13 protein-coding genes and 1 pseudogene are annotated in these 13409 nt (G+C 73.7%); 6 read left to right on the forward strand and 8 right to left on the reverse strand.

Annotated elements, in window-relative coordinates:
* Positions 1-116: 116 nt before the first annotated feature.
* The 5 genes from ACQP1P_RS16465 to ACQP1P_RS16485 form a co-directional block, all read right to left on the reverse strand.
* The gene (locus ACQP1P_RS16465; RefSeq protein WP_433087541.1) at positions 117-1175 is read right to left on the reverse strand and encodes a hypothetical protein; all 1059 of its coding nucleotides are present in this window, start codon (positions 1173-1175) and stop codon (positions 117-119) included.
* Positions 1172-1510, reverse strand: coding sequence for a PadR family transcriptional regulator (locus ACQP1P_RS16470; protein WP_433087542.1), 339 nt, complete (start codon positions 1508-1510; stop codon positions 1172-1174). The genes ACQP1P_RS16465 and ACQP1P_RS16470 overlap by 4 nt, the downstream gene beginning before the upstream one ends.
* A 91-nt stretch (positions 1511-1601) precedes the next feature.
* Positions 1602-2600 (reverse strand): CU044_5270 family protein, encoded by a 999-nt coding sequence (locus ACQP1P_RS16475; RefSeq protein ID WP_433087543.1) that lies wholly within the window; start codon positions 2598-2600, stop codon positions 1602-1604.
* Positions 2597-3142: an RNA polymerase sigma factor gene (locus tag ACQP1P_RS16480; protein WP_433087544.1), complete on the reverse strand. Its 546-nt coding sequence runs from the start codon at positions 3140-3142 to the stop codon at positions 2597-2599. Before ACQP1P_RS16480 ends, ACQP1P_RS16475 begins: the two co-directional genes overlap by 4 nt.
* Positions 3143-3188: 46 nt before the next feature.
* Positions 3189-4223: a hypothetical protein gene (locus ACQP1P_RS16485; RefSeq protein WP_433087545.1), complete on the reverse strand. Its 1035-nt coding sequence runs from the start codon at positions 4221-4223 to the stop codon at positions 3189-3191.
* Positions 4224-4434: 211 nt separating this feature from the next.
* On the opposite strand from ACQP1P_RS16485, the gene ACQP1P_RS16490 reads away from it, so the two are divergent.
* Positions 4435-4857: a hypothetical protein gene (locus ACQP1P_RS16490; protein ID WP_433087546.1), complete on the forward strand. Its 423-nt coding sequence runs from the start codon at positions 4435-4437 to the stop codon at positions 4855-4857.
* 116 nt (positions 4858-4973) lie between these two features.
* Here ACQP1P_RS16490 and ACQP1P_RS16495 read toward each other — a convergent pair whose 3' ends face one another.
* The 3 genes and pseudogenes from ACQP1P_RS16495 to ACQP1P_RS16505 all read right to left on the reverse strand — a co-directional run.
* A complete protein-coding gene (locus ACQP1P_RS16495) occupies positions 4974-5711 on the reverse strand; it encodes a hypothetical protein (RefSeq protein WP_433087547.1) in 738 nt (245 codons plus the stop codon).
* Positions 5712-5853: 142 nt separating this feature from the next.
* Positions 5854-7017, reverse strand: a complete 1164-nt coding sequence (locus tag ACQP1P_RS16500) for an IS110 family transposase (RefSeq protein WP_433074446.1) — start codon at positions 7015-7017, stop codon at positions 5854-5856.
* 371 nt (positions 7018-7388) lie between these two features.
* Positions 7389-8354: pseudogene (locus ACQP1P_RS16505) on the reverse strand (Hsp70 family protein); the annotation flags it as partial.
* Positions 8355-8498: 144 nt separating this feature from the next.
* Here ACQP1P_RS16505 and ACQP1P_RS16510 point away from each other — a divergent pair.
* The 5 genes from ACQP1P_RS16510 to ACQP1P_RS16530 all read left to right on the forward strand — a co-directional run bounded on the left by ACQP1P_RS16510 (position 8499) and on the right by ACQP1P_RS16530 (position 13362).
* Positions 8499-9383 carry an ABC transporter substrate-binding protein gene (locus ACQP1P_RS16510; protein ID WP_433087548.1) on the forward strand — a complete coding sequence of 295 codons (885 nt, stop codon included), beginning with the start codon at positions 8499-8501 and terminating at the stop codon, positions 9381-9383.
* A gap of 78 nt (positions 9384-9461) precedes the next feature.
* Positions 9462-10415, forward strand: a complete 954-nt coding sequence (locus ACQP1P_RS16515) for a hypothetical protein (protein WP_433087549.1) — start codon at positions 9462-9464, stop codon at positions 10413-10415.
* Between the two features lie 2 nt (positions 10416-10417).
* Positions 10418-12109 (forward strand): insulinase family protein, encoded by a 1692-nt coding sequence (locus ACQP1P_RS16520; RefSeq protein WP_433087550.1) that lies wholly within the window; start codon positions 10418-10420, stop codon positions 12107-12109.
* A gap of 366 nt (positions 12110-12475) precedes the next feature.
* Entirely contained in the window at positions 12476-13015 is a 540-nt protein-coding gene (locus ACQP1P_RS16525) for a hypothetical protein (protein WP_433087551.1), read from the forward strand.
* 71 nt (positions 13016-13086) lie between these two features.
* A complete protein-coding gene (locus tag ACQP1P_RS16530) occupies positions 13087-13362 on the forward strand; it encodes a macro domain-containing protein (protein WP_433087552.1) in 276 nt (91 codons plus the stop codon).
* Positions 13363-13409 lie beyond the last annotated feature (47 nt).

Here is a 13409-nt window from a genome sequence, read left to right on the forward strand (position 1 = left end):
CGCCCAGGCGCGGATCGCCTCGAAGTCCGCCGGCGTCAGCCCCGACCGGCCGTCGACGTCGAGGAACACCAGGGGCCGGGCGCGCCCGGCCCCCGGGTGCTCCGGGCCGCCGCGGGTCAGGATCGCTCCCGTTCGGCGGCGGCGCCGAGCGCGGCGAGGCGCATGGTCTCGTCGCGGCGGCGCGCCCACTGGGCGCCGGTGAGGAACACGAGCGGCGGCACCAGGGCCAGCGCGGCCCACTGCCCGGCGACGAGCGGGATGTTGTGTCCCATGTGGACGGTTGACACCGCCCAGCCGTTGAAGGTGACGTTCACGAGCGCCGACATGGCCAGGACCGGCGCGGCGGCCACGATCAGGCGGCGCCGGATCGGCCCGGGCAGCCGCGCCGCCGCGACGACCCCGGCGAGCAGGGCGGCCGCGATCGCGAGCAGCATGAGGTCCAGCTCGGCGGCGCTGGGCGCCTCGAGGCCGGTGTAGCTGGTCACGTACGTCCCGGGGCGCACCAGGTCCTCGAGGTAGAACGCGCTGAAGCCGGCGTCCTCGGCGACGAGCATCCCGGAGCCGAGGACCCCGACCGCGCCGACGACGAGCGGCGCGGCCACGAGCACGGCGAGGCGGCGCGGCCCGGCCACGGCCCACGGGCGGCGCGGGCCGGCGGCCGTGAGCGCGACGGCGGCGACGAGCGCGAGGACGGACCACCACAGGCCGTACACCACCGGCACCGGATCGGACGCGAACTGCCGCACGGGCGGCACCACCTCGGCGAGCAGCGCGACCCAGCCGAGCACGGCCGCGCCGCGGCGCAGTCCGGCGAACGCGGCCACGGCCACGAGCGCCCAGGCGGCCGTCTGCAGCAGCGGCGCGGAGCCGGGGTGCGGCCCGCGCAGCACGGAGGTGAGCCGGAACGTGAGCAGCACGACCACGGCGAGGGGGCCGATCAGCGCGCACGCGTCGGCCCAGCCCCCGCCGAGCAGTCCGCCGCCGGAGCGCCGCGACAGCCGCAGCCGCAGGCCGTGCCGCACGATGTCGGCGGCGTCGCCGGGCCGCGGCCAGCGCTGCCCGTCCCCGGCGTCGGCGAGCATCGTGGTGAGCATGTCCTCGCCGTGCGCCCGGCGGAAGGCGGCCGGGTACACCCGCAGCAGCCGCTCGTAGCGGCCCTCGAGCGGTGTCGTCATGCCGCACCTCCGCCGGCGAGCAGGCCGCTGGTGCGCAGCCGGCGCCCCGCGGTGTCGGCCGCGGCGCGGCGCCGGTCGGCCTCGGTGGCGAGCTGTCGTGCCCCGGGCGCCGTGAGCCGGTAGTTGCGCCGCAGCCGCGACTGCACGACCTCCTCGCTGTCGATCTCGATGAGGCCGCCGTCGACCAGCTCGGCGAGGACCGCGTAGAGGGTGCCGGGGCGCAGCCGCACCGCCCCGCCGGACTGTTGCTCGACGTCTTTCATGATCCCGTAGCCGTGCGTGGGCCCGGCCGCGAGGGCCGAGAGGATGAGGAACGCCGACTCTTTGAGAGGCATGCCTCAGCATATAACGGAATCCGGTATATAACTAGGCCCGCGCGAACGCGGCCGGGGGAGGGCGAGCTCCCCGGCCACGCTCGCGGCCGGGCTAGCGCGTGTCGCCCACCTTGTCCACGATGAGCGCCTGGGTGTAGATCACCTGGCGGAAGACCGCCCCCGCCGGCGTGAAGTCGTCGTCGCCGTGCTCGTCGGTGTTGTGGTGCTCGGCGATGGCGACCTCGCGCTCGCCGATCAGCCGGTACGTGTCCGGGTCGAACAGCAGCTCCTGCGCGAGGTACCCCTCCTTGACCCGCCCGAGCCCGATCGCCCGCCGCCCGTCGAGGTTCACCGCGTCCGGGTTGAGCCGCACCCCCTCGCCCTTCGCGAGCGCGCCGTAGAAGGCGGCCTCGACCCGCGGCGGCAGCACGTACTGCCCGATCAGCCGGTCCAGGTCGATGCCGAAGTTCTTCGGCGCCCGGTCCCAGGCGATCACCTTGTCGGGCGTGTCCAGCCGCTTGAGCTGGTCGTAGTCGAGCTGCCCCCAGGTGACCCGGCCGCCCCGCTCGTAGACCGTGAGCCGGCCGTCCTCCATGGTGCCCATCACCTTGGCGTCGACGCGCTTCCACTCCTGCACCGTGATGGTGCGGGTGTGGCCCGGCACGATCGGGTCGTTCGGGTGCTGCTGCTCGTAGGCGCGCTCGTTGCGCAGCTCGCGGCTCTCGTTGTACATGAACTGGTCCGGGCGCGGGTCGGTCCACGGCTTGCGCGTCGCGGCCCAGGCCGCGTTCGTGAGCACCTCGGCGGCGCTCGCGGGCCGGGGGAAGGGCAGGCCGGTGGTGCTGTAGCCGGTGCCGCTGTCGTCCACGGTGCCGACGTTCTCCACCGCCACGACGCCGATCACCGCCGCGGCCGCGGCCGCCGCCGTGAGCGCCACGCGCAGCGGCCACCGGCGCCACGGGCGGGACGCGGCCGGGGCGGCCACGGCGGCCGGCTCCGGTGCGCGCTCCATGTGCCGCAGCAGGGCCGCGCGGGCCCGGTCGCGCGTGTGCGGGTCGGTCCGCGGGTCGGGCCCGAACGCCTCCCGCAGCGCGGTCATCTCATCCATCACGACGACTCCTCCGAATCGGTTTCCAGCGCCTTGCGCATCTCCTGCCGGGCCCGGTGCAGCCGGGAGCGCGCGGTGCCGGGCGGGATGCCCAGGGCCGCGGCCGCCTCCTGCTGGGTGAGCCCGGCCCACGCGACGAGCAGCAGCACGTCCCGGTCGGCCAGGGACAGCCGGTTGAGGGCGGCGGCGAGCCGGTGCCGCACCCCGCCCGCGTCGACCCGGCCCGGCACCAGCTCGGCCTCGTCCGGGCCCGTGTCCGGCTCGGCGCTGCGGGCGAGGGCCTTGAAGCGGCGCGCCTCCGCCCGGGAGTGGCGCATGATCAGGTTGGATGCGATGCCGTACAGCCACGGGCGCACCTCGCCGCGCGCCGGATCGAACCCGGCCCGGCGGTCGTAGGCGACCAGGAACGTCTCCGACGCCACGTCCTCGGCGAGATCGGGGCCGAGCCGGCGCGCGGCGTAGGCGTAGATGTGCTCGTAGTGGCGGTCGAAGACCTCCGCGAACCGGTCCTGGATCAGATCGGCGTCGGTCTCCGGCGGTGCCAAGTCCGTCTCCCTCACACCACTGGTTCGCCGCAGCCGGGAAGAGTGTTCACGCGGGGGCGCCGGCCGGGGCCGCGTAGGGGTTGCGGGTGTACTCGCGGGCGAACGGCTCGGGGATCGTGAAGTACGCCGCCATCACCCCGGCCGGGTCGGTCCCGAGCGCGCCGCGGCCGGGCCGGTCGTCGTGGTCGTCCCAGCCCCACGGCGCGTGCGCCGCGTTCCTCGTGCACCGGAACGTCCCGTGCCCGCAGGCGCCCCGGCCGGAGCGGGGCGCGTCCCCGGCGAACGTGCCGGGCGCCGCGAACAGCGCCGGGTCGTCCCGGCGGTCCCAGAGCCCGCCCGGCGCGAAGATGTCGATGAGCGCGTAGCCCACGTCGGTGTCGTGCGGGCCGCGCGGCACCTCGGCCGCCGGCGCCGGGTAGTAGACCACACCGCCGGAGCGGCCGCGGTACGCCCGCAGCCCGTGCCCGTGCGCCTCCTGCTCGGTCACCGGATGCGGCAGCCCGTCGCGGGTCGAGCGCTGCATCGGCAGCGTCCCGTCGACCGTCTCCCCGCCGTCGCGCCACGGGCTGCCGTCCGGCACGTAGGAGAAGAAGTCCGCGTGCGCCACGGTGACCGCCGCGCGCAGCCGCCCGTACGGCGTGCCGTCCTTGGCCACGGCCAGCAGCACCCCCTCGGCGTCGTTCTCGTGCTCGGAGTCGAAGAACGGCCGGTTCGTCCAGTCCCGCGCGTGGAAGAACAGGTACGTCAGGAACCAGTGGGTGCGCGTCTCGGCCACCGAAGCGTACGCGTACGCCGCGGCCGGCACGTCCCCCGCGTGCTCCCAGTTGTCGCGCGCGTCCCAGTTGCCGTCGAAGTCCACCCGGGTGATCTCGTCGGCGCGCCCGCCCGCGGCATGGCGCCCGTGCGCGTCCACCTCCTGGTGGTGGATGGGGGCCCAGCGTTGCGCGAGTGACGGGGCAGAGGCGAAACCCGGCCGTCGTACCGTCTCGGCGGCGCCGGCCCCCGTGGCGCCCCCGGCCACCGCGGTGCCGCCCAGCATCACGGCGACGAGCAGCCCCTTGACGACACGCATCCGCGGCATGTCTCCAGGCTCCCGGGCGGGCGCCCCACGGGCACTGCGGTTGGCCGCCCAGTTCGCCCGGGGGGCAGCCCCACTTCGCCCCGAGGCCATGACGCGCTCGAGCACGGCCGTCAGGGGTCCCGCGGTGGTGGCACGTTTCCGGGATTCGACGGCCGCGGGGACTCCGTACCGTAGTGCTCAACAGCGACAACGACTTCCAGGGGAGAGCACGATGAGCGACTACGACATGGGCGACACGGGTCACGGCGACGTGGACTACGGCCACTACGAGGCCGGTCAGGAGCAGGGCTCGCTGGACCAGATGCACCACGCTGCGGGCTCGGAGGCCGACTACAACAACCAGTTCGGCGTGTACGAGCAGGACCACCACAGCGCGGAGTCGACGGACTTCGCGCAGGGTCACCACGTCGAGTACGACGCGCCGGCGGCCGTGCACTACGAGTCCGACGACTACACGAACTACTCGCACGACGCGACCTCGGACGACCACGTGTTCGCGGCCGAGGGCAGCGAGAACGCCCACCAGGCCAACTTCAGCGAGCTCGACCAGCTGGAGAACAGCTTCGGCAAGTCGTTCGTCGACGGCACCGAGTTCCACGCCGGCGGCGGCCAGTTCGGCGTCGCGGCCAACTGAGCACGACGAGGGCTACCCCTGGCTCGAGGCCGGTCACCGTTCACGGTGGCCGGCCTTCGCCATGTCCCCGGCCTTCGCCGTGTCAGGCCTTCCTCGGCAGCCCGGCGCGCCGCCGGTCACCGCTTCATGCCCGCCACGGACTTCGTGAACGTCGCCTTCGCGGCGGAGATGATCCGGTCGCGGACGTCGTTCTTCTCGCGCTGCGTCCAGGCCGCCCCGTCGCCGCGGCTGCCGATGAAGTACACCTGGAGGCGCACGTTGCTGTCGCGCACGCCGAGGGTCATCGTCAACCGGCTCACCTGGTCGCCGGTGCCCGGGGTCTCGTAGAAGACCGCCTCCTCGCCGAGGTCCGGGACCGCCGAGTTCGGCCCGGCGAGCCGGGCCGTGGAGGTCTCCTGGTTCTGCATGTTCTGGGCGAGGGAGACGTCGTTGGCCGCGAAGACGGTGAACGAGATGCTCGCCGTGCGCTGCTGCTTGGCGTCGGTGAGGGCGTGCACGCGGGTGTAACCGCAGGTGCTGGAGTTGATCGTCGCGTTCGGGTTGCGGCTCGGCGTCGGCTTGGACAGCTCGGCCTCGAACAGGTCGTCGAACATGCTCGCGTCCGACGCCCGGCACTCGTCCTCGGGCACGTTGTCGAGGTTGTACCGGCCGGGGCCGCTCCCGGCCTTGGCCGCGCCGGTCGCGGCGCCCGCGCCCGTGGAGCCCGCGGCCGCCGGCCCGTTGCCGCCCGGCTCGTCCTTCGTGAGGTACGCCGCGCCGGCGATGCCGCCGCCGACGAGCAGGACGGCGGCGAGGACGATCGCGACGACGGCCGCGGGCGACAGGCCCCGCCGGGCCGGGGCCGGCGGGTTCATCCGGGGCGGCATCGGCACCGGCGGCTGCGGCCTGACCGGCGGCTGCGGATAGCCCTGGACCGCCGGGGACACCGGCGCGGTGGCGAACGCGGGGGCCGAGACCTGGCCGGCCGCGAACGCGCCGGTCTGGCGCCCCTCTTTGTCAAGCGGCGTGTGAGTTCGGTGTTCTAGGGTGGTGGTCGGCGGGTCCGGGAAGTGACTGTTCCGAAGTGTTGACCTCGGGGTTTGGGTCAGCCGCGCTGGATTGCAGAGTCGCCCCCGGTTGTCCTCCCGGGCCCGTCTCCAGCCGCTGGATATCGCCGAGCATGCGCCGGTAGACGACGTCGGACAGGCGCCGTTTCAGCGCCCGGATGGCTTCCATCGCGGTCTTGCCTTCGGCGAGGCGACGGCGGTAGTAGGCGCGGCCGAGCGTGTCGTGGCGGAGCTGGACGATGGCCATGATGTGCAGGACGCGGTTGATGCGCCGGTTCCCGGCCCGGGACAGGCGGTGGCGTTGCTGATCCCCGGACGAGGCGTCCAGGGGTGCGGTGCCGTTCCAGGACGCGAAATGGGCGCGGCTGGTGAAGCGGCGGATATCACCGATGTCGCCGAGCAGGCGGGCCGCGCCGGACGGGCCGATGCCGTTGAGTTCGAGCAGGCTGCTGCCGCTGTCGTTGACCAGCTCGGTCAGTTCCTGCTTCGCCGCTTTGATCTTCTTGTCGACCTGGACCAGTTCACCGACCAGTTCGGACGCCAGCCGGCGGCGGGTTCGCCCGACGAGGTCACGCGGCCGGATGGTGGCCAGCAGTGCTCGGGCCTGATCGGCGGACAGGAACGTCTTGGCTCCGCCGGGCAGCAGTTCCAGCAGAAGCTTGTGGATGCGGTTGACCAGGTCGGTCCGGGCCCGGCCGAGCTCGTCGCGGCGGTCCACGAGCAGCCGCAACACCACCGTCTCGTCGTCGGCGACAATGTGCCGCAATCCCTTGGTGCGCAACGCTGCCACGGCCACACTGTGCGCGTCGACCGGGTCGGTCTTGCGGCCGTTGCCGGTGGCGAACACCCTGGCCCGGGCGGACAGTTTCGGGGGCACGTCCACCACGGTCTCGCCGTCAGCGACGAGCCGCTGCGCGATGTGCCGGCCGATGCCGTTGCAGCCTTCCACCGCCCAGAGCCGTTCCGGATGCCGCCGGCCGAGAGCAAGCATCGCACGATAGCCGTCCCGGTCGGTGCCGAACCGATCACCCGCCAAGACCGTTTCCCGATCGTCGATGATCTCGATCGTCGCCGACCGTTTGTGCGGGTCCATCCCGATGATGACGCGTCCCACGCGTTCCTCCTCGCTGTGACCGAACCGGGGTTCAGCGGGAGGGCAGCGCTACTTTGAGCTGGGCAGTCCCCTCTGGAGCCACTCCACGCCGCGGTGACCGGCAGGGTGCATGCCAGATGAGAGCCACGCCCCAACCACAGACGGGCAGCCGCTGAATGCGAGCGACCCCACCGATCACCTCGACCAAGCCTGGCCGGGCTGCGGTCGTAGATCCAGTAAATAAGTAGCTGCTGGTAGGGCAGCCCGGACGACGGCACGGCCGAGACCGGGGCGGTCACGCTCGCCGTCGCGGGCGCCGAGTTGGGCGTCCGGTTCACGTACAGCGACCCCTCGGCCACCACCAGCTCCGGCTGCTCGGCGACGACGGGCGCGATGCCGAGGGCCTCGTGCAGCATCGTGGCGACGAGCGGGATGCGGCTGGAGCCGCCGACCAGGAACAGGCCCGCGATCGCGGCGGTGCCGACACCCGACTCGTTGACCAGCGCGCGAGTCATCGAGATCGTGGAGCGCAGCACCGGCCGGGCCAGCCCCTCCAGCTGCTCGCGGCCGAGCGGCACCTCACGGCCCAGCGCGGGCACGCCGATGACGGTGCCGCTGGCGCGCGAGAGCATCTCCTTGGCCGTGCGCACGTCGTCCCACTGCTGGCGCCGCTGGGCCGGGTCCCGCCACAGCTCGCCGTAGGTCGCCTGCAGGAACGCGATGACCGCGGCGTCGACGTCGAGCCCGCCGACGTCGTTGAGCCCGTCGGAGGCGACCTGCTCGAAGCCGGTCGGCGTGCGCCGCAGGAGCGTGACGTCGCAGGTGCCGGCGCCGAGGTCGTACACGAGCACGCACGCGCCGGGCGGGAACCCGCTGCCGCGGGTGTGCGCGAAGTAGGTGGCCGCCGCGGTGGGCTCGCCGACCAGCTCGATGTGCCCGAACCCGGCCTGCCGGGCGGCGTCGAGCAGCATCGCGCGCCGGTTCTGCCCCCAGCTCGCCGGGTGGGTCAGCACCACGTCCCGCACCGGCCCGGCGACCCGCGCGGCCTCCCGCGCCACCCGGCCGAGCACCGCGACGATCAGGTCGCGCACGCTCACCTCGCGGTCGCCGAGCAGCACCGCGGTGTCGTCGATGCGCCGCTTCGGGTTCGGCTCCAGCCGCTCGGGCGCGCTGCGGGCCAGGTGGGCGGCGTCGCGGCCGGTGTGCAGCTGGCCGTCGGGGCCGAGCAGGACGGCGGAGGACAGCAGCGGCGAACCGTCGAAGAGCAGCGGCTGCACGCGGGCGTCGGCCCGCTGGAGCATCGCGATGGTGGTGGAGGTACCGAAGTCGACTCCGAGGCGCAGGCGCGCAGCTGTCATGGTCGGCGAGGATAACAGTCCGTCACCTGGCCGATTGCCGGGAATCGGCGCGTCCCCGCACCGAAGTGGAGCAACACCTCCGGTACCGGCCGCCGCCGTCCCCGAGGGCTCCGGATCGATGGCGCCGCGAGCTAGCGTGGCCCCATGCGTGTCGTGTCGCTGCTGCCGTCGGCCACCGAGATCGTCTACGCCCTCGGCCTCGAGGCCCAGCTGGTCGGCGTCACCTTCGAGTGCGACGAGCCGCCGTCGGCCCGCGTCGACAAGACCGTCGTGGTCGGCGGCCGCGACACGTCGGACCTGACCCCGGGCGAGATCGACGCGTACGTGCGCGCCCAGTTCGCGGCCGGCGCCGACCTCTACACCCTGCACGCGGGCGCCCTCGCGGCGCTCGCCCCCGACCTGATCCTGACCCAGGACCTCTGCCGGGTCTGCGCCCTGCCGTCCGGCCACGTCGAGGACGCCCTGGACCACCTGGGCTGCCGCGCCGACGTGCTGTCGCTGGACCCGCACACGCTGCAGGACGTGCTCGCCACGATCCTCACGGTCGGCGAGCGCGCCGGGGTACCGTCCCGCGCCGCCGCCCTCGTGGCCGCCCTGCGCGCGCGGCTCGGCGCCGTGGCGGCCCGCGTCGCCGGCCGCCCCCGCCCCCGGGTCGCCGTCGTCGAGTGGGTCGACCCGCCGTTCACCGCCGGCCACTGGGTGCCCGACCTCGTCACCGCGGCCGGCGGCGAACCGGTGGCCGCCCGGCCCGGCCTCCGCTCGGTCCAGGTCGGCTGGCCCGACGTGACCGCCGCCGAGCCGGACATCGTGGTGGTCTCCCCGTGCGGCTACCACCTCGACGGCGCCGCCGAGCAGGCGGCGCTGGTGGCCCCGAGGTTCCCGGACGCGCAGGTGTGGGCGATCGACGCGGACGGCATCGTGGTGCGCCCCGGCCCGCGCCTGGTCGATGGCGTCGAGGCCCTGGCCGCGATCCTCCACCCCGGCGCGGCCGCCCCGGCCCTGCCCGGCGCCGTCCGCCGGGTCGCCTGACCGGTCCGCCAGGCCAGGCACGCGCGTCCAGCGCGGTGCGGTCAGCGAGGATCGGACCGGAGCCGTACGATCGCGCGCGTGATCTTGCGAACCCTCCGCCCGATGCGCACCGACCTCGTTGCGCACGATCCCGACCTGGCACCGCTGCGCCGGGCGGCCCGCGCAGGCGACTGGAACGGCGTGTCGGCCTACTTCGCGGCGCTGCCGCCGCGCGCCGACCACTCGAGCGCCGTCCGCCTGGTCGCGACCACCTCGGGTACCGAAAAGTTCCTGCAGGCGGCGGTGGACGCGGAACGGGATGCGGCGCTGCCCCGCACGCTGCTCGGCGCCCGGTTCATCACCGTCGGGTGGGCGGCGCGCACGCGCGCCCAGGCCCGGTATGTCAGCCAGGCGCAGTGGCGGGTCTTCCACGACTACATCGGCCGCGCCGAGCGCCTGCTCGCCGACGCCACCGCGATCGACCCGACCGACGCCGCGGCCTGGACGGAGCGGATCACCACCGCCCGGGCCCTGAGCCTCGGCCTGGACGAGGCGCGCCGCCGCTACGAGCGGGCCGCCGAGCACTGCGACGCGCCGTACCGGGCCCAGGCGCAGCTGGTCCAGAACCTCTGCCCGAAATGGGGCGGCACGTTCTCCGAGGTCATCGCCTTCGCCGAGCAGTGCCTGCGGGACGGCAAGCCCGGCTCGCTCAGCGGCGCCGTCGTCGCCGACGCCCACATCGAGCGCGCGGTCGGCGACGAGACGCTGTCGGCCATGCAGCGGTACCTCGGCCAGGACGGCCCCCGCGAGGCCCTGGAGCGAGCCGCCGAGCAGACCGTGCTGCACCCGGACTTCCGCCCGGTGCACGGCTGGATCGCCGCACACTCCGCGTTCGCCTTCGCGCTCTACTACGGCGGTCACTACCGGCAGACGGCGCCGCACTTCGACGCGCTGGACCTCCGGATCACGTCGTACGGCTGGGAACTGGTGGGGACGCGCTGGCAGCAGACCGCGCACACCGCCCGGCGCGCGGCGCGACGGGCGGCCCGGTAGCCATGGACGCGACCCGCCGCACCGAGGTCGACGGCGTGCCGGTCCTGCTCGCACCCGGCGCCGGGCCGATGCGGGCCGGCCTGGTGTTCCGGGTCGGCCGGGCCGACGAGACCGCGCCCACCGCCGGCGTCACCCACCTCGTCGAGCACCTCGCCCTGCACCGCCACGGCGGTCCGGGCCACGACACCAACGGCATGACCGGCATGACCACCACGCAATTCGTCGCGCAGGGCACCCCGGAGTCGGTCGCCGCATTCCTGCGCGACGTCTGCGCCGGCCTGCGGGAGCTGCCGCTGGACCGGCTCGCGGTGGAGCGCCGGATTCTGGGCACCGAGGAGGAGAACCGCGCCGACTCCGTGTCCCAGCCGCTGGCCGTGTACCGCTACGGCGCCCGCGACTACGGCCTCGCCGGCCTGCCCGAGTGGGGCATCCACGCGCTCACCGCCGAGCAGGTGGCCGAGTGGGCGCGGGCCAGGTTCAACCGCGCCAACGCCGTGCTGTGGATCGCCGGCGACGACCTCCCGCCCGAGTTGCGGCTCGACCTGCCCGACGGTCAACGGTGGCCGCTGCCGTCCGAGTCCTCGGCGCTGCCGGTGACGCCCGCGTGGTTCACCGGCGCCGCCCCGGCGGTCGTGATGGATGCGCCGGTACCGCGCACCCGCGCGTCGGCCGCCTACGCGAGCCTGCTGCAGCGGGCCCTGTTCCGCCAGCTGCGGCAGGACCGCGGCCTGTCCTACACGGCCGCCGCCGCGTACACCACCGACGGCCGCCCGCACGCCTTCGTCACCGCCGTCGCCGACGGCCGGCCCGAGCAGCTCGGCGAGGTCGTCGACGGCTTCCTCGCCGAGGTCCACCGCCTGGCCGGCACCGAGGCCGACCCGGCGGAGCTGGAGGCGGTCCGCACCCGCGAACTCACCGCGCTGGACCGCCCCGACGCCGAGGCGAACCTGCTGCCGCGCCGCGCCGTCGACCTGGTGTGCGGCTACGCATCCCCCACGACCGCCGAACTGGCCGACGGCTTCCGCTCCCTCACCGCCGCCGACGTGCGTGAGGTGGCCGCCGGCGTCGAGCGCTCGGCCCTGCTCATGGTGCCGCGAGCGGCGATGCGCCGCTCACCGGCCGGCTTCGAGGCCGCACCGACACTCTCGCGCTTCGCCGTCACCGGCACCCGCCACCGCTCCCGCATCGACCCGGACACCGCCCTCGTCGTCGGCGCCGACGGCGTGAGCCTGATCCGCCCGCACGGCCCGAGCACCGTCCTGTTCGCCGATTGCGTCGCCGCCCTGCGCTTCCCCGACGGCGCACGCCACCTGATCGGCCCGGACGCCATCGGCGTCTCGATCGAACCCACCCTGTTCGCCGCCCCGAAGGACCTCACGTCCCGCATCGACGCGGCACTGCCACCGCACCTCCTGATCGACCTGCCGCCCCGCTCTGACGACGCCATCCCCCGCCCGAGCCGCACCACCGGCCTGCGCGCCCGTGTTCGCCGCCTCACCGGCCCCGCCCGCACCCGCTTCGACCGTTTCGCCATGCACCGCGGCGGCGCGAAGAGAACCCTGCTCAACATCGCCTTGACGCTGGCCGCCCTCGTCCTGGCGATCATCGTTACCGTGACGTCCCAACGTCCGTCCGGCTGGCTCGCGGTCGGGGGGCTCGCCGTCTTCACCTGGCGCCGGTGGTACCGCCGCTGATCGCGGCACCTCATGCGCGGGCGCTGTCCGGCACCAGCCGCCGGCCCGGATGCCGAACGGCAGCGCCCGCACAGATTCCCATGGCCGGACCGCCATGAACGCAGACTGCAGCCCTCCGGACGCACCCTCGTGCTACTGCAACTCGGCGGTCTCTCGCCGCGCTGCGCGTAGGACAACCCTGGTGAATGACCGATGAAGCCGTGGTGCACATGGGAGAGCTGCGACAGGCCTTGAGGCTCTTGCTCGACGCAATCGAACCGCGACATGGGCAGGTCGTTGACCTGCAACGGACCGCGGCAGATCCGCGCAGCTGATCGAGCGGTTCGGCGGATCTTCCGCGGCGTGGGTTGCGGATAGCCTTCGTGTGTGTCGTCGAGCTTTCGGATCGAGCGGGTTGCCCCAGATCGCCTCCGGCTGTTTCTCGACGGCTGCCTGGTCGATGAGGACGTCGAGCTGGACAGCGACAGCCTCGCAGACATCGAGCGGTGGGGAAGCGAGATCGCCTGGGCCGAGGAATACACCGGCATCGCGCGATGGGACGCCCAGCCTGGCGGCGATCAATGGCAGGTTTTGATCGGTGTGGCGTACCGGTACGTGCGCTGGCAGTTCGAAGACCGGACGGTCTGGGATGAGGTCGGACCCGACGGTTTGGTCAGCCGGCATGTCGAGGTCGGACCGGACGGCCGCTACCTGGCCGCAGCCGCGTTGTCCGAGGTCCTCGCGGCACGAGACACCGGCGACATAAGTGCGGTGACGACCTACGAGCAGGTCTACGGCATCGTGCCCGAGACGGAACTGGGGCCGGACGCGGAGCCGTATCTGATACCGGTCAGCGGCCGGGAGTTCATTGAGCGGTGGATAGCGGCACGACACGCGCTCGACCCAAACAGCGGTCCAACGCAGTAACCACCTGCAACGGACCGCCCGTATCCCCGGCGGCGCCGGCCGTATGGAGCGCCACCGAGGACCGCTCCGCATTGCTGCGCGGCTGTTACCGCAACTCGCTGATCGTCGCGGCCGAGATCGGCGCGACGTCGGTCGCGTTTCCGCTGATCTCGTCCGGCGTGTACCGCTGGCCGAAGGAGGACGCCGTCATCCAGGCGTTGACCGCATGGCAGACCCCGCCGCCAGCCATTGAGCGCGTACGTCTTGTCCTCTTCGACGACGAAACCCGGCAGGCCGCCGAACGAGCCGGGCGGACGCTGCACGGTTCGTCCACCCAGCCACCGAGCCACGATTTCGACGGGCACTGACTCGGGCCCTCGGCCAATCGGTGCGGCCATCGGTGTTGCCGTGTGTG

Origin of the sequence: Dactylosporangium sp. CA-052675 (assembly GCF_050947935.1) — a bacterium.
Lineage (GTDB): Bacteria > Actinomycetota > Actinomycetes > Mycobacteriales > Micromonosporaceae > Dactylosporangium.